The sequence below is a fragment of the Sorangium sp. So ce367 genome (genome assembly GCF_051520455.1).
Classification (GTDB): Bacteria; Myxococcota_A; Polyangia; order Polyangiales; family Polyangiaceae; genus Sorangium; species Sorangium cellulosum_B.
Window position 1 is genome coordinate 2654576 of sequence record NZ_CP150334.1, and the last position, 16596, is coordinate 2671171.

Here is a 16596-nt window from a genome sequence, read left to right on the forward strand (position 1 = left end):
GCCCTACGTCGGCACGGGGCGCGCGTCGTGGGGGCCCGCCTCGCCGGCAGGCGCCGGCTGACTGCGCTCCAGCGCCTCGATGCGCCCGAGGAACGCGCGCCCCTTGGCCGGATCCGTCATGTACACGAACGCCGCGAGCCCCTTGAGCTGCGCGAGCGTCTCGCCCTTGCCCGGCCTCCCGAGCTCCCGGTTGCGGATCGCCGCGCGCAGCGCGCGCACCCGCTCGCGCGGGACCCGCGCCTCCGGCGCCCCCTCGCTCGCCTGGTTGACGACGAGGCCTGTCACCTTTTGCCGGCTGCCCTTGCGCATCACCACGGTCTTGCTCGGATGCAGCCGGAAGCCCTCCGAGCTCAGGATCTCCCGGAGCCCGCGGAGCAGCGCGCCCACCGGCGCGCGCGGCCGCGCGGCGCCGGCGACGCCCGGCGCCTCGGGCGCGCGGAAGGAGAACGTGAGATCGTCAGCATACCGCGTGTAACGAAGCCCCAGCTTGCGCGCGAGGCCGGACGCGCGCCGATCGAGCCGCAGGCAGATCGCGTTCGTGATCGCCGGGGAGGTGGGCGCGCCCTGCGGGAGCACGCGCGGGCCGGTCGCCACGTAGAGCGTCTGCCCTCGGAACTGCACGACGTCCCGCGGCGCCTCCGTCGAGAGGAGCGCAACGAGCGTCGCGGGACCCTCGGCCACGCCCGCCTTGCGGAGCAGGCCGCGCACCCGGCGCCACGTGATCGTCGGGAAGAAGTCCTTGATGTCCACCTTGACGATCGTGTCGGCGCCGGCGTGCGCGGCGGCGTTCGTGACGATGGATCGGCTCGCCAGGAAGCCGTGCGCCGCGGCGTGGACAGGCAGCTTCTCGAACAGGTTGCGGAGCGCCCAGCGCTGCGCGCGCTTCAGATCGCGCTTCGGCGACGAGATGGTGCGCGCGCTGCCGTCGCGCTTCGGGATGTGCCACCGCCGGTAATGGGTGCCCGTGTCGACCTCGCGGTGGTACGCGAGCCAGCGGAGCCGCGGGATCGACAGCCCCAGCGCGCCCGCGAGCTCGGCCGCTCCCGGCAGGTCGGGGAGGCCGTGCGCCCGCGCGCGCTCGCTCAGCCCTGGCACATCGAGCCTGTCTGGCCCGCCACGGTCGCTCCAGTGCACGCCCGCGCCGAGGTGGTTGACGTGCGTGGCGACGTAGGCCTCCCAGGCCAGGCGGCGCAGCGAGCGGCGCTCCCGGGCCTCGACCTTCTTGCGCTCCTTCCACTGGGCGCGCTCCCGGTCGGACATCGCCTTGGGATCGCCGGTCGCGAGGGCGCCCTTCGACGTGAGCTCTGCGCTCACCCACGCGTCGATCCCGCCCGCCTCGTCGATCGCCTTCCAGCGGGCGACGCGCTCCTCGTGGGCGAGCCGGCGCGCCTCTGCGCCTGCGCCGCGGGCCGCCGCGCCGCCGGGGGCAGGCGGCGTCGTGATGGGGAGAACGACGGGGGCTCGGGCTTGAACGGTCGCGTCGATCTTCGCGGTCATGTCTCGGTGGGAGCGTGGTGGTGAGTCACGATGGGAGCGATCTGTCCTCGGGACGCCGGACCGTCGATCGCTGTCTCATGTCGCCAAGAGAGGCTCCAAGCGCATCACCTTCATCGCTTGGTGCACGGTAGCCTCACCGGTTCTCCGGCTAGACGAGCCCTACGGCGTCGGGAGAAACGGCGTTTGCGAGGTTGTCTCAGCTCTCCCGACGCCGTAGGGCTCGTCTAGCCGAAGAGAACCAAGAACAGGCTACCTTGCGGAGAGTGACTGGCGGTTCCTCCAGAGCGGCGCGACGCCGCTCCTACGCTCGAGGCGTGGAGGCTGGTGCGTTCAGAACCTCTCCTGGCAACACGAACAATCTCTTTTTCTTGACCTCCTTTCCTCTCTCATGCTGACGACGCGTCGGCGTCCACGAACCCGGAGGACGTCAATGCATCCAGTCTCTTGAAATACGCGTCGCGCGCTTCGCCGTCCGTGTCAAACCAAATGCGCTGGTGTCGAGGCGCTTCGGCGCGCGCCCCCCACGACAGGTGTACTACGCGGTCGTCCAGGGAGACACGGTAGACGACCTCCGCGCCCGAAGCCTCGCGCCGCACGTACGTGCGGGTCTCGGCGCGGATGAGCGACCGCCCCTCGGCCGTCTGGCGCAGGGCGTCCCGCTCGGCGCGCTCGCGGGCGTAGGCGACGCGGAGCGCGATCATGTGCTCGCACGGACCTTCGCGGAGGCCGCTCCGGCGGAACGTGGGGCAGCTGCACCACGCGTCGGAGACGCGGCCCTCGAGATCCATCGTGAACCGCGGCGCGAAGTCGCGGTGCGCCTCCCGGTCCGCGACCTCTCCGTGGATCTCGGTGCCCTCCCCGGCGATCTCGTGCACCTTGGTCGGCCTCACCGCGCCGGGCGCGCCGAGCAGGCGGTGGGCCGCGGCCTCGCGGGGCGAGCTGTAGCGGATGTCGCGCTCGTCCACCGGATCGGCGAACAGCTCGCGCGGGCGGTAGACGCGGCGCGCGACGTCGTAGAGCACCCGGCCGCGCAGGCACTCGAGCTGGAGCGCCGCGCGGGCGTCCTCGGCGCCGCCGCCGGCCGCGAGCGCCGCGAGCGGGAGCGGCCCCCGCTCGCGGAGGAGGGCGATCTGCCTGGCCGCGAGCGCGTCGAGCGCCGCGCGCGCCTTGTCGCCGCCTTTCCCCTCGCGAGGCATCAGGGCGTCGAACGAGGCGGCGCTGGCCCAGCTGCTGTCGGTCCAGCCCGTGAGCGCGATCGTCAGCGTCGCGCGGCCCAGATCGAGCACCCAGAAGACCGGCAGCCCGGGGCCCCGGAGCTCGGCGCGCACGCGCTGCACGTGCGGCAGGAGCCGCGACAGCGCGAGCAGCCGCTGCCGGCCGAAGGTCCGGACCACGCGCGCCGGGCCCTCGTACGGCGGGCCGTGGCCCTCGATCAAGATCTCCCAGGGCTCCAGGATGAGGCGCGGCGGCTTGCCGGGGACGAGCTCGAAGCGCAGGCCGCGGGGCGGCTTCTTCGCCTTGCGGGTGCGGAGCACGAACAGCGCGTTGTAGAGATCGATCGGCGCGAGCTCGCAGGAGACCGCGGGCAGCGTCGCCGCCGACTGCACCTGCAGGAAGCCTCGGAGCCAGGTCGTCGGGACCTCGAGCGAGCGCTCGAACGAGGCTGCCGCGGCGTCGCCGCGCGCCGCGCCTGCGTCGAGCTCCACCTTGGCGTAGGCGCGCAGGCGATCGATCTGCTCGACGATGCGCGGCGAGAGATCGACGAAGGCGGTGCCGTGGGCCGCCTCGCGGCCCTCGAAGAGATCGCTGGAGAAGGCGAGCCGGGCGTAGGCGCTCTCGTCGCGCGAGAAGACCTCGATCGAGACCTCGTCCGGGTGCACCGTGAGCACGGGATCGAGCGCGCCGGAGGCCCGCGGCTTCGCGGCGGAGCCGTCGCCCTGGGTCGCCGCGTCGTCGGGGAAGGCGCCCTCCAGGAACGCCTTCTGCGCCTCCCAGATGGCCGCCGTCGCCTTCTTGCCCTGCTTCATCAGGTAGGCGAGGTACGCGGTCCGATCCCGGCCCTTGTACCGGAGATCGCTCTCCAGGATGGTCGCCAGCGCGGCCATCGCGTCGCGGAAGAGCGCCGCGTCGCGGACGGTGCCGCGGACGCCGACCGGGCCGCGGGCGCCGTCGAGGGAGAGGCGCACGCTCGAGTGGAGCGGGGCGGCGGCGAGCTCGCTCGGCGCGGCGTACCGGAGGAGGATCGGGCGGGCGAGTGCGGCCGTCATGCGTTGACTCCTTCGGGGGTCTCGGGCGATGCGGGGGAGGGCGCGGTCGCGAGCCGCGCCGCGCGGGGATCCGCCGCCTTGCGCTTCGCGCGGCGGTACGCTCGGTACGCGGCCTTGCGGACGGCGACGTCGGCCTTCTCTTTGGCCTTCTCCTTGTCGAAGGCGAGCGCGGCGAGCGCCTCGAGCGCGCGCTCGCCGCCGGCGCGGCCGAGCGCCGCGATGGCGTCGAGGCGCGCGGAGGCGTCGCCGCCGCTGCCCTGCGCGAGCGAGATCAGCGGGGCGAGCGCGGCGACGTCATGGCGCGCGAGGATCGACGGAAGCGCGAGGCGCCGGCCCGGCTCGGTCGCGGCGAGCGCCGCGAGCGCCTCGGGCGAGGCGACGCGCGCGGTCGGCCCGAAGGCGACCGGGTCGAACGGCCTCACCGCCACGGCGATCGCGGCCGAGCCGTCCGGCGCGAGCGCGGCGAGCGCGGCCGACGCCGAGGCCCGGACGCCGGCGTCCATGTCCTTGAGGGCCGCCGTGAGCGCCTCCACCGCGCCCGCGGGCGGCGCGGCCCCTGCGGACCTCGCGGCCGACTCGAGCGCGCCGAGGGCGCGCGCGGCCTCGCGGCGGACCTCGCCGGGGGCGCTGTCGTTCGAGAGGAGCGCGCGCAGCGCGGGCGCCATCGCGGTCGCGCCGGCGCGGCCCGCGGCCCAGAGCAGCTCGCGCCACGCCGCGGCCTCGGCGCTGCGCTCGTCGCCGTGCGCGGCCGACCAGCGCTCCGCGGTGCGCTGCGCCGCTGCGGCGAGCGCGCCCGCGAGCGCCCCGCGATCGCCGGCCACGGTGCCGGCGGCGATGAGCCGCGCGGCCTCCTGCCGCGCCGGGGCGCGCTCGTCCTCGAGCATGCGCAGGAGCGCGGCCACAGGCAGCGCGCCGCGGCGGAGCAGGCCCATGGCGAGGCGCTGCCGCAGGTCCTCGTCCTTGAGCGCGGCGAGCCGGGGCAAGAGCTCGGCCGGGTCGGCCTCCGCGGCGAGGTAGCTCGCCGCCGGGCCCGCGATGTCGTCGTGCTCGCTCCCGACCGCGAGGAGCTCGACGCGCGTCCGCTCGCCAGGGAAGAGCTTCTCCAGCGCCTTGCGCGCGTTCTTGCGGACCTCGCTGCTCCGCGCGTCGAGCGCGCGGGCGAGCGCGGGCTCGGCCGCGCCGTCGCCGAGCAGGCCGAGCTCGTTCACCGCGACGACGCGGAGCCTGTCGGGCGTGTCGCCGGCGCGCACGAGCTCCTCGAGCAGCACGCGGGCGCGCTCGCCGCCGATCCAGCGCACGCCCTTCGCCGCCGACTCGCGGAGATCGATGGAGTCCGCGTGGAGCGCCTGCTCGACGCGCTCCGAGGCGCGCTTGCGGAGCTCGGCGCTCCCGAGCTTCGGGGCCATGCGGCCGAGCGCCTCCGTGGCGGCGGCCTGCATGCTCGGCTCGATGGGCGCTTCCTTGGTGCCGCCCGCGGCCACCGCCTCGAGCTCCTCCAGGGCGCGGGCGTCGCCGAGCGTGCCGAGCGCGAGCAGCGCGCGCTCCCGCTCCCCGGGCTCGCCCGCGCGCACGACGAGGAGGAGCGGCCGGAGCGCCGACGCGAGGCCCCGCTCGGCCACCCCCTCCGCGGCGGGCAGCACGAGCTCGCGCGCGCCCGCGCGCAGCACGGCCTCGAGCGGCCCCGAGGGCGCGCCCTTGTCCTTGACGCGCTTCGCGTAGGACGTCACGGCCGCGACGCGCGTGGGCAGATCGCGATCCGCGAAGAGCGCGACAAGGAGGTCGTTCTGCGCGGGATCGTCGCCGAGATCGAGCTCGCGCGCCGCGGCGAGGCGCAGCGCCGGGTCCTTCGCGCGCGCGGCGGCGGCGAGGAAGGCGAGCGCGAGCGCCGTCTCGCGCTTCTCGCGCTCGCGCCCCTTGTCGACGATCTCGAGGCACGCCTTGAGCGCGGCGCTCCGGACCTCGGCCGCCTCGTCGTCGAAGCGCGCCGCGAGCGGGGCGGTGGCCGCGGGGTTCCGCGTGCTCCCGAGCGCGCTCGCCAGCGCGGCGCGGTCCGCCGGCGTGGCGGCCTCATCCATGCGCGCCGCGAGCGCCCGCACCGCCGCGTCGCTCGCGAGCGCGACGAGCGCCTTGCGGGCGCGCGCCGCCGGCGCGGCCGCGCCCTCGCGCAGGAACGCCGAGAGCACGTCGACCGCGCGATCGTCGCGGCTGCGGGCGAGGAGCTCCGCGGCGCGCAGGCGCAGGTCGTCGTGATCGCTCTCCATCGCGCGGCACAGGGCGGGCACGATGCGCGGATCGCTCGACGACGCGAGGCGCTCGAGCACGCCGAGGCGCAGGTCGGCGTGCTCGCTTCCGAGCGCCGCGAGGAGCGGATCGAGGCTGCCCTTCGGAGAGAGCCGCTCCAGGAGCTCGAAGGCGTAGCGGCGCACGTCGGGCAGCGCGGAGCTGAGCGCGCGCACGATCTCGGGGCGGGCGTCGCTGCCCCGCGCGGCGATCTCGTCGAGCGCGGTCCGCGCCACGTCGGCCGACGCCGAGGCGAGCCCGAGCGCGAGCGGCTCGCCCGCCCCCGCCGGGAAGAGCGCCTTGAGCCCCGCGAACGCCGCCTTGCGCACGAGGTGGTGCGGGTCGTCGAGCGCCCGGACGAGCGGCGGGACGGCCGCCGTGCTGCTGACGTGCCCCTTGGCGCAGACGTCGACGATGCGATCGATGGCGTCGCGGCGCGTGCGGTGCGCCTCGTCGTCGCCCGCCGAGACCTGCCGGAGGAGGCCCATGTACGCGCCGAACGCGAGCCAGCGCAGCCGCCGCTGCTCGCCCTCCGGGACCGCGTCGCCGGCCGGCTTGTCGCTGTGCTTCTGGCCGCTCTGCCCGCTCGGCTCGGGCTGCGCGAAGAGGCGGCGGAGCCACCCCTTCGCGGGCTTGGTGTCGCTCTCCTCCGCGGCGCGCGGGGTCGTGTCCGCCACGACGTGGGCGCCCGCGGGGCGCAGCGCGGCCACGCGCTTCGCCTCGCGGAAGTACTCGACCGGCTTGCGCCGGATGCGGAGCACCTGCGCGGCCGCGTAGCGCTGCTGCGGGTCGTCGCTGGCGAGCGCCTCGGCGAGGCCGACGAGGATGCGCCCGCGCGCGACCTCGGGCGGCCAGTCCTTCGTGCCGGCGGGCTTCTCGCCGTCGGCCGCGCGGCCCTGCTCCGCCGTGTCGGGGCGCGGGGGCATCAGCGCCTCGATGAGGTGGGCGAGGTACAGCTCCGGATCGGTGCGGAGCTCCAGCGCGCGCGCCGCGGCGAAGCGCACGTCGGAGCGCTGCGACGAGAGCGCGCTCGTCAGGAGGTCCGGCGGGTCGCCGCGGCGGAAGGCCCTGAGGTCGCGCGCGAGCACGATCGCGAAGACGATCTCCTGGACCTCGCGCGAGCTGTCCTCGAGGCCCTGCAGCATGCCGCCGTAGCCCTCGGGCCCGAGCGCCGCGAACGACATGATCGTCGCGACGCGGATGGGCGGGTGCTCGTGGCGCAGCGTGCCCGTGAGCACCGGCAGCGCCCGCACGTCGCCGAGCCGCGCGAGCCCGTCGGCGGCCCACGACCGCACCGCGACGTCGGCGTGGCCCATGGCGTCGAGCAGGTAGCCCTCCTCGCCGCGGCGGGCGGCCATCGCGAGCCCGCGCGCGGCCTGCTCGCGCACGTCGGGGTACTCGTCCTTGAGCAGCTCGGTGGCGAAGTACTTGACGAGGCGCGGCGATCCCAGCGTCGCCAGCGCGGTCGCGGCGCGGGCGCGCAGCGGGCCGAGGACCTGGATCGGCAGCTGCTTGAAGAGGGACTGATCGGCGAGGAGCGCCCGCATCGGGTTGATCAGCTGCTCGTCGCGCCGGACGGCGCAGAGCTCGGCCGCCCGCACCCGGAGGTCGAGGTGGCTCGACTGGAGGCCGATGTGGAGCGGCCCCGCCTCGCCCGGCAGGAGCTTGTCGAGCGCCTCGATCGCCGCGATGCGCGGCCCCGCGTGCTCGTCCTCGAGCAGCTTGCTCAGGGCGCTGCGCGCGGCCTCGCCCACCGGCACGCGCGTGGCGAGCAGCCGGAGCAGGGAGTTGCGCGTGTCGTCGCCCGCCGGCATGCCCGCGGCCCCGCGCGCGCCGCTCTCCCGGACCGAGGGGTGGATCGACGCCATGGCGGCGAGGTGCGGCTCCGCGGCCTCCTTGCCGCGCAGCTTGACGACGGCGTCGTACGCGGCCTGGGCCACGCTCGCGTCGCGGTCGCCGATGGCCGCGTGCAGCCGCTCCGCAGCCCACGGCTGCTCGCCGTGCGCCTTGAGCTCCTCGACGGCGCGCAGGCGCAGGTCGGGGAAGCGCGCGAGCTGCGCGCGGTCGAGCGCCGTCTGCGGATCCGAGGCGTGCCACGACCAGAGCGTCCGGAACGCCTCGCGGCGGACCTTGGGCGACTCGTCCTCGATCGCGTCGGCGAGCAGCGCCTCGGCCTCGGGCGGCCTCGGTCCCTTGCCCTCGCCGGCGAGCGCCACGAGCCGGTCGAGCCCGCGGACGCGGATATCCTCCTGCGACGACCGGAGCGACGCCTCGGCCACGGTGAGCGGGGCCGACGGCTGGAGCCGCGCGTAGGCGTCGTGCGCCGCGGCGCGCACGGCCCCGTCCGCGTCGTCGAGCATCCAGATGAGGCGCTTCTCGGCGCGGGTGTCCCGGAGCTCGGCGAGCGCGGTCGCCGCCTGCCGTCGCAGCGATGGGTCCTGCTCGCGCGTGAGCTGCAGCAGCGCGCCGAGGGCGCGCGTGTCGCCGAGCTGCGCGAGGCCGCGCGCTCCCCGCACCGCCGTGTCCGGGGTGCGGCACGCCATCGCGGTGAGCAGCGGCTCGAGGTCGGCCTCGGCGGGCTCGGCCCCCGGGCTGCCCACGCCGGGGATCCGGGCGCGCGCCGCCTTGATGGCCGCCTCGTCGGCCGCCTTCGCGGCGTCCTTCGCCCCCTCCTTCGCGTTCGCCGCGGGCTTCTCCGCGCCGCCCGCGCCGGCGCGCCGCAGGACCTCGGCCGCGCGCCGCGCGATGTCGATCGCCGCGCGGCCCAGATCCTCGTCGCGCGCCTCGAGCGCGTGGGCGAGCGCGCGCCGCTCGATCACCTTCGCCGCGAACGCGATGCGGCGCACCTCGGCGTCCTCGTCGTCGAGCGCGCGCGCCGCGAGCGGCGCGAACTCCGGCGCCGAGAGCCAGCCGGCGAGCGCCGCCCGGATGAGCGCCTCGACCCGGAGGTCGGCCGGGCCGCGCTCGAAGGCGGCGCGGAGCGGCTGCAGGCCGTCCGGGTAGATCTGCTGGAGCTGGTCGAGCGCCGTGAGCCGCACGGAGGCGTCGCGGCCGGCGAGCTTCTCGGCGATGAGCCCCGGGATGAGCGGCGAGCTGCCGTAGAGCTTCCGGAGCTCGAGGAGCGCCCGGCGCTGGACGTCCGCGGCGCGGGCATCGAGCGCCGCCCGGAGCGGGGCGAGCGGCGTGTCGCGCTCGATCGCGCGGAGCGCCTCGAGCGCGGCCATGCGGACGTTCGGGCTCTCGTCGTCGAGCGCCTCGCGCAGCTTCGCGCGCGCGCCGCGGCGCCCCTTCGCGCCGAGCTCGCGGGCGGCGAGCGCGCGCACCTCGGCGTCGCGGTCCGAGCGGAGCACGGGAAGCGCGGCCTCGAGCGCCTCGGGCTCGTCGAGCGAGGCGAGCGTCTTGACGGCGCTCTCGCGCGCCGGTCGGGCGCCCGAGAGCGCCTGGGCGAGCACATCGAAGCCGTGCGCGAGCTCGGCGGTGCCGTCCGCGGGCGCGCCGGCGGCGTCGATCGGGAAGCGCCATACCGTGCGCCGGTCCCCCGCGGCGAAGACGGCGCCGAGCCCGTCCTTCGCGTCCGCGCCGCCGCGCGCGGCCTGCCCGCGCGCGCCTTTGCGCGCGGCGGCCGGCGCGAGCGCCAGCGCGTGGAGCGCCAGCGCGCTCGTCTCCAGCGTGCGCGGCTTGCGCTTGTCCTCGAGCCGGTGGATGCGGATCGCGCCGTCCGCGCCTGCGGACAGCAGGCGGTCGCCGCTCTCCTTGCCGTCTTCCTGCGGCGGCGGGGTGGGCAGGCACAGGAGCGCGCGGACGCCGCCCGCGTGACCGCTCCCGTCCGCGCCGCGCACCTCGCACTCGACGTCGCCGACGAGGTACCAGAGGCGCACGGTGCCGTCGTCGCCGCCCGACGCCAGCCGCCCGTCGCGCGGCGTGAACGCGAGCGCCGTGACCGGCCCGTCGTGGCCGGGCATGGCGCGGACGGCGCCCGTCGACAGCGTGACCACGCGGACGATGCCGTCGTCGCCTGCCGCCGCGCAGAGCTCGCCGGCGGGATCGAAGGCGACGGCGCGGAGCGGCGCCGCCGAGAGCGCGAACGACGCGATCTCGACCGCGGCGCCGGGCTGCGGGGCAGGGGATCCGGCGGCCTCGCCGACGCGGAACACCCGCAGCGCGCCGTCGACCCCCACGGTCGCGAGGCGCGCGCCGGCGTTCTGCGACACGCCCGCGGCGATCGCCGTGGCGCCGCCCGGGTGCGCGTCGATCGCCCGCACGTCGGTCCCGCCGCCCGCGACGAGGCGAAGCGCCCCGTCGGAGCACGCCGCCGCGAGCAGGTCGCCCGCGAAGGCGAGGCCCAGCACGTGCGCGGGCACGTCGATCGAGCGCACCGGCTTGTTCGCCACGTGATCGAAAAGCGTCACCTGGCTCGCGCTGGCGGGGGATGGCGTGGTCTGCGTCTCGCGCGTCCCGTGCGTCTCGCCCGGCACCGGCGCGCGCACGCCGCCGACCGCGAGGAGCCGCGGGCCGATCGCGAGCGCGCGGACCTTCTCGTAATGGCCGATCGCGTGGCTCATGCGGTCTCCTGTCCGACGCCGGGGAGCGCCCGGCCTTCGCCGACGGCTCCCAGGCCTTCGATCTCGAGCCCCGGGTGCGCGTGCTTGAGCCGCAGGAGCGCCGCCAGGCACGCCTGCCACTCGCCCTTCGCGATCGACCCGGTGAACTCGGCGATGACGGGGGCGACGAGCGCCGCGAACGCCGCGTCCTCGACCGCGAGATCGCGCACGACCTCGATCACGTGCCGCTTGGCCTCGCTCGCCGAGAGGCGCCTGCGCGAGCCCGCGTCGTCGCCCGGCTCCGGCGACCGCCCCGCGGGGATCCCGGACAGCACGTACCGCAGGAAGCGCCGGAGCGCCTCGACGTCCGCGAACCGCCCCGCGTCGTCGGGCAGCTCCGCCGCGGGGCGCGCGTCGTCTCCGCGCGCCCCGCGCGGCCGCCAGCCCGGCGGCAGATGGCGCGGCCGGTGCTTCTCCCAGAGCATCCGCACGGCGAAGAGGCGCACCTCGCGGTCGGCGCTCTGCATCAGCCAGCCGAGGCGCTCCGGGCCGCCGAGCCGCGCGTAGTGCTTCAGGATGAGCGAGAGGCCGAGCTCGCGCGCGCTCTTCTTCAGGCTCTCCGTGAGCGCGAAGACCTGCGCCGGATCGAGCTCCTCCGGCGTGAGCGCGATCGCCGGATCGGCCGACGGGTCGCCGACCTTGCGGAGCGCGTCGAAGGCGATGTTGCGCACCTCCTTCGCGTCGCTGTGCGCGAGCTCGTAAACGCGCGTCTGGTAGCCCCACGCCCGGAGCTCGGCGCGCGTGATGAGCGCGGCGAAGCGCCGGACGTCGTCCCGCTTGTCGGAGAGCGCGGGCCAGATGCGCTCGGCGGTGAACGCGCCTCGCTTGAGCGCCGGCTTCAGCTCGAGCTCCTTGGCCTCGCTCTGCTCGGGCCCGAGGACGGGGTGGTGGCAGCGCAGGTACGTCTGCGCGAACACCCGCATCGGCTCGGGCTCCTTCTCGCCGAGCGCGAGCGCGAACAGCCTCGCCGTGCCCGCCTCGCGGTCGCCGCGGCCGCTCGCGTCCTGCCCCGCGTCGAAGTCCTGCGGCTTCATGTGCGAGAGGAGGTAGCGGCGCGCGAAGCCGTTCAGCGTCGGATCGGCGCGCCGCGCGAGCGCGAGCAGCCAGGGCAGCGTGAGCTGCCGCGGCGACACGATCTTCGGGTTGCCGAGCACCTCCAGCGCGACCGCGCGCGTCTCGGCGCTGAAGACGAGCCCCTTCAGGCGCTCGATGCCCTCGGCCGTCAGGTCGGGCAGGGCGTCGGCCTTCTGGAGCCAGGTCGCGACCGTGGACCCGAGGCGCTTGCGCGTGAGCGCGCCGAGCAGCCACGGCGTCCCGATCGCCGCGATCGGGTACTTGCCGAGCGCGTCGAGCGCGGACTTCGTCGCCTGGTAGTCGTCCTCGTGGCGCGGGTCGTCGAGCGCGCGCACCCAGAAGCCCGCCCCCGGCTCGCCGGGCCGGTACTTGGCCTTGAAGTACGCGGCGGCCCACTTCTTCTGCTCGGACTCGCCGTAGAGCATGTCGATGAGGAAGCCCTCGGGCAGCTCGGCGCGGTCGAAGCTCTCGCTCAGGGCCTTGCTGGCCCACGCCTCGGTCTCGCTGTGCGTGAGCAGCCGCCCCAGGAACGCGTGGCCGAGCGCGCGCGGGCTCTTGCCCTGGAGCGCCGACGCCGCGAAGGCGCGCGTGTCCTTGTGCTCGGAGTCGAGCAGCGCGGCGAGGCGCTCCGGGTCGAGGTCCGTCGCGTGCGCGCGGGCGTACTCGATCGCGAACGTGCGCGCCTTCGGGCTCGGGGAGCCGAGCAGCGCGAGCGCCGCGTCGTGCAGCCCGAGGCCCCGCAGCTTGCTCTGGTGGAGCTCCGGCGAGCCGAGCAGCGTCTCGATCAGGAACTCGTGCGCGCTCGCGAGCGGCCGGTACGCGAGGCGCGAAAGCCACGCGGGCGTGACGCTCCTCAGGGTGTCGGCGAAGTCCTTCTTGAGCCCCTGGATCGCGAACTTGGCCGGCGGATCGGCCTGGCAGGCCGAGAGCAGGAGCATCAGCGGATCGGGCGATCGCTTCCACGCCTCGTCGAAGGCGCGGTGCTTCACCATGTCGTTCGGCGGGACGTTGCCGTGGAACGAGCGCCCGTCGTACTTGCCCGTGCCGTGCGCCCAGATGTGGTTCGCGACCCAGAGGTCGCTGAAGCTCGTGCCCGGCGCGTAGTGGCGGAGGACCTCGACCGCGAACTGCGGGTAGAGCTCCGGCGTGCTCCGCCCGAGCTCGCGCAGGAAGCGCCACGCGCGGCGGCGCATGTAGATCAACGTCCCCCTGGAGACCTCGCGCCGCCGGCTGCGGGAGAGCTCGACGTCGAAGCGGAAGGCGAGCGCGCCGAAGAGCTCCGCGTCGAGCCGCGCCTCGGCCAGCTTGTAGATGCGCTTGAGCCCGCCCCACGCGCCGAAGACCAGCGGCGCGCTCGTGGCGATGTCGCGCAGCGCGCTGCGCCCTGCGTCCGTGCCCTCGTCGTAGATGCGCACGAGCAGGTCCGCGAGCTCGAGCCGCGGCGGCGGCGCGGCGTCGACCTGCGCGAGGAAGCGCTTCCACGCGTCGGTCGACTGCTCTCGCCGCTGCTCGGGGGAGCGCATGCCCTGAGCGCGAGAGAGCAGCTGCAGGAACGCCGCGAAGGTGAGCGCCCCCTCGCGCGGCGGCGTCTCCGGTTTTGGATCCGGCTGCTCGAGGTACGCCTCGACGACCTCGGCCAGGGTGGGTGAGCCGCTCGTGGCGAGCTGCTTGACGTTCGCGATGTCGATCGGGTTCGGTGAGCTCGTCAAGGCGCCCTCCCGCGGCGGGATGGCCTGGGAGAATCGCGAGCCCCGCGGTGCAGGTCAAGCCAGAGTCGATCTGACGATGACGGAAGCGTCGTCGCTTCCCCCCGGTGTGCGCCTGTGGGTGGGGCGTGTTCGCCGATGCCGGGGTGCCGCGCGGCGCCCGGAGCGTCGCCTCGAGGCGCGCGCCGGACGCGCAGCTCGGGCCGCGACGCTCACTCGGCGCAGCTCAGGCCGAGCAGCTCACGCCGCGCGCATCCGCGCGACCCGCTCGGCGACGTGCGGGTCGCCGCCCGCGTCGATGCTCGCGAGGAGGTCCTTCAGCGAGCGCCCGCGGTGGGCGAGGTGCGCCTCGAGGTGCGGCGAGAGCGCCTTCCAGCGCCGCGCCCACCCGGCCTCGGCGCTCATCGAGCCGTTGTGTGGCCGATCGACGAGCAGGGCGCCGAGCCGGAGGCCGAGCTCGGGATCGTCGAGCTCCTCGAGCTGCCGCTTCAAAAGGGCGAGCGCTCCGGCGGCAGGAGAGGTCGCCGGCGGGGCCTTCCAGGTGTCGCGCACCGCGCGCGCGAACGCCGCGGCGTCGAGCTCCGAGAGCAGCTCGATCGCGCGCACGAGCGGCAGGCGATCGCGCGCGCTCGGCGCGACGACGCGGTCGAGGAGCGCGTCCAGGGCGGCGGACAGCGCCCCGTCGGTCGCGGGATCGAGCCCGCCGAGCGACTCGAGCGCGCGGCGGGCGCGTCGGACGGCGCGCCCGAGCACCCAGCTCCGCCGGCCGCGCGCGGCCGAGACCGCGGCGAGCGCGTGGACGGCCGCCTTGCGCCGCGCCTCGGTGGCCTCGCCGGGCTGGACGCGCGGCGGCAGATCGAGCTTCGGCGGCTGCGCGGGCGCGGCCGCTCCGGGGGGGGCTGCGGGGGCGCCGCCGGCGGGCGCGCCGCCGCCGGCGGCGGCCACTTCCTGGTAGCCCTCCCTGAGCTTCTCCGCGATCTTCTTGTCGCACTCGCGCTGCGCGGCCTCCGCCGTGGGGAACGCCTTCTCCTTGCGTTGCCCGGCGGTCCCCAGCCGCCCGTAGACGACGATGAAGGTCGTGTCGTCCACGTCGGCCATCCAGAACTTGGCGCTCGTCCCCTGCACGAACTCGAACCGGCGCATGCGGGCGACGATATCACGTCGCGCTGGCGGCGCGCCTCAAGAGGGCGGCGGCGAGGGCGGCTGGCGGATCAGCACGAACGGCGCGACCACGAGCGACAGGAAGCGCAGATCGCGCTGCTGCGGCCAGCGCGCGAGATCGGCGGCCGTCGGCTTGGTGAGCTTGCCGGCCGCGATCCACGCCTCCACCGCGGCCGTGTCGTTCGCGGCCATGGCCTCGCCGACGTCCAGGAGGTCGAGATCGGCGGCGACGACGATGACCGCGTCGCGCGCTGTATGGGTGCGGAGATCGGTCCAGAAGACCTCCCCGAGCGTCTTGGCGAGCTGTTCGCGCATGGGGGCAGCATAGGCCCCGGACAGCGGCCGCCAAGCCTGCGCGCCGCCGCCCGGGCGGGGGAGGGCGGCGGCCGCCGGCCGCGGCGGTCCGGGCAGGCGGCGCTGCCCGAGGCGCCGATCGCGCCCTACCAGCCCATGTTATGGTGGACCCAGCAGTCGATCTGCTCCCAGCCGACCCGCGCGCGGTAATGGGCGTTCAGGATATGGCCCGTGTCAGGGACGATCGCGGTCGTGACGCTCTCGGCGCTGGCATAGAGCGCCGCGTCGGAGTCCGCGTACGACGCCGGCTGCAGCGCGTCGGTCTCCCCGAACTGGATGAACACCGGGCTCGTCACCTCGTCGATGCCGGCGAGCGTCGGGTCCTCGGAGACGGCGAGGAGGCTCAGGAACTGCCCGCGCGTGAACGTGTCGGCGATGGTGGCGTTGTCAAAATCGATGAGCGCCGGGTTCGCGTTCGCGGTGTCGTAGAAGATGGCGGTGCGCATGTCCGGCGGGATCGCGATATAGGGCGTCTGCAGCAGCGCGGAGATCCCCTCCGGGGGGACCGGGATCGGGTGAGGCGTGAAGGCGAGGCCGGTGTTCACGAGGACGTCGGCGTCATTGTAGGTGCTCTGAACGAACGTGTTGATGATGGCGCCGTTCGAGTGACCGACGAGCGCGACGCGCGTGAAAGGCGTCCTGTAGACGCCGCCCGGCGTGCGCATCTCGGTGATGATCTGATGGACGCTGTCGGCGGTCTTGGCCAGGTCGAGGGAGTCGCCGTCGGGCCGGCTGCTCTCTCCGGCCCCGAGCATGTCGAGCGCCAGGACGGCGTATCCCTCCTTCGCCATGTGCCGGGCATAGGAGTAATCGTGTCCGCCGAACGACGGGAGATCCCAGTACTCGTGCGTGTAGGTCAGGCCGTGGACGAGCACCTGAAGGGGGCGGTACTTGGCGTGACCCTGATAGTAGAGGTATCCGACGACGTCGTACGTGTTGCCGTCGGAGAGGGTCACCGGGAACACGAGGCGCTCGACCTTGGTGGGCTGCCTCGACGACGACGCCTCGGCATCGACCGGAGAGAGCGCGGCGGCCGCGAGCGTCGCCGAGAAGAGTACCGTGCTGAGTGCGCGATAATACAAGTTCATGAATTGACCCTCATGGTTACGGCAGGTGATTGGAGGTGAGGCAACGTCTATCGCGGTGCGATAGCCCGTGGTCTCTCAGCTCCAGCGCCGCCATGCCATGTTCGCAAACATTGGACCAGAAAGCGTCTACGTCAACAGGATAGCGCACGATCTCCGCCCGCGCCGCCGTTCGCCCCCATTTCGGAGCGATGTTTGGTCTCCAGCGCGTTGACCGTGGGCTCGCCGGGCCCTCGCGGCCCGTCGTGAGGAGTGGACGCTGCACGAGTCTTTGCGGGATGCCGCAATGATTTGCACGGGGGTGACGCCGGCTGCCGGTCTCGGCACATGTGCCACGGAAGGCGTCATCACGACGACTTCTGTGCTGGCGAACAAATCTCCCCCTGCTTTATCGCTCTTGCCGGACGTCATGGCCAGGAGACGCCATCGCGGCACGGAAGTCGTTGGATGAATCGATATGGGATTTTTGTGGCTCCGCTGCATTGCGCTCGCGGGGGCACGGGCGATCGCGCCCCCGCGGGTGATCCCGGCGATCCTCGGCGGCGCGGGCGCGCAGCCGCGCCGCCCCTGG

The 16596-nt window shown here is 75.0% G+C and carries 7 protein-coding genes; all 7 read right to left on the minus strand.

Going from position 1 to position 16596, the window contains the following annotated elements; all coding sequences use genetic code 11:
- Positions 1-3: 3 nt before the first annotated feature.
- Positions 4-1497 carry a reverse transcriptase family protein gene (locus tag WME97_RS10325; protein ID WP_437551604.1) on the minus strand — a complete coding sequence of 498 codons (1494 nt, stop codon included), beginning with the start codon at positions 1495-1497 and terminating at the stop codon, positions 4-6.
- A 386-nt stretch (positions 1498-1883) separates the two neighbouring features.
- Positions 1884-3764: an SWIM zinc finger family protein gene (locus WME97_RS10330; RefSeq protein ID WP_437551606.1), complete on the minus strand. Its 1881-nt coding sequence runs from the start codon at positions 3762-3764 to the stop codon at positions 1884-1886.
- Positions 3761-10606 carry a HEAT repeat domain-containing protein gene (locus WME97_RS10335; protein ID WP_437551608.1) on the minus strand — a complete coding sequence of 2282 codons (6846 nt, stop codon included), beginning with the start codon at positions 10604-10606 and terminating at the stop codon, positions 3761-3763. Before WME97_RS10335 ends, WME97_RS10330 begins: the two co-directional genes overlap by 4 nt.
- Positions 10603-13428, minus strand: coding sequence for a hypothetical protein (locus WME97_RS10340; protein WP_437551610.1), 2826 nt, complete (start codon positions 13426-13428; stop codon positions 10603-10605). The genes WME97_RS10335 and WME97_RS10340 overlap by 4 nt, the downstream gene beginning before the upstream one ends.
- Before the next feature lie 237 nt (positions 13429-13665).
- Positions 13666-14568, minus strand: coding sequence for a WGR domain-containing protein (locus WME97_RS10345; RefSeq protein WP_437551611.1), 903 nt, complete (start codon positions 14566-14568; stop codon positions 13666-13668).
- 36 nt (positions 14569-14604) lie between these two features.
- Positions 14605-14901, minus strand: coding sequence for a DUF2288 domain-containing protein (locus WME97_RS10350; RefSeq protein ID WP_437551613.1), 297 nt, complete (start codon positions 14899-14901; stop codon positions 14605-14607).
- A gap of 125 nt (positions 14902-15026) precedes the next feature.
- Positions 15027-16028 carry an alpha/beta hydrolase gene (locus tag WME97_RS10355; RefSeq protein ID WP_437551615.1) on the minus strand — a complete coding sequence of 334 codons (1002 nt, stop codon included), beginning with the start codon at positions 16026-16028 and terminating at the stop codon, positions 15027-15029.
- Positions 16029-16596 lie beyond the last annotated feature (568 nt).

Coding starts and splice junctions, on each gene's coding strand:
- WME97_RS10335 (WP_437551608.1), bottom strand. CDS start 10,606: ATGAGCCACGCGATCGGCCATTACGAGAAGGTCCGCGCGCTCGCGATC.
- WME97_RS10350 (WP_437551613.1), bottom strand. CDS start 14,901: ATGCGCGAACAGCTCGCCAAGACGCTCGGGGAGGTCTTCTGGACCGAT.
- WME97_RS10345 (WP_437551611.1), bottom strand. CDS start 14,568: ATGCGCCGGTTCGAGTTCGTGCAGGGGACGAGCGCCAAGTTCTGGATG.
- WME97_RS10325 (WP_437551604.1), bottom strand. CDS start 1,497: ATGACCGCGAAGATCGACGCGACCGTTCAAGCCCGAGCCCCCGTCGTT.
- WME97_RS10330 (WP_437551606.1), bottom strand. CDS start 3,764: ATGACGGCCGCACTCGCCCGCCCGATCCTCCTCCGGTACGCCGCGCCG.
- WME97_RS10355 (WP_437551615.1), bottom strand. CDS start 16,028: ATGAACTTGTATTATCGCGCACTCAGCACGGTACTCTTCTCGGCGACG.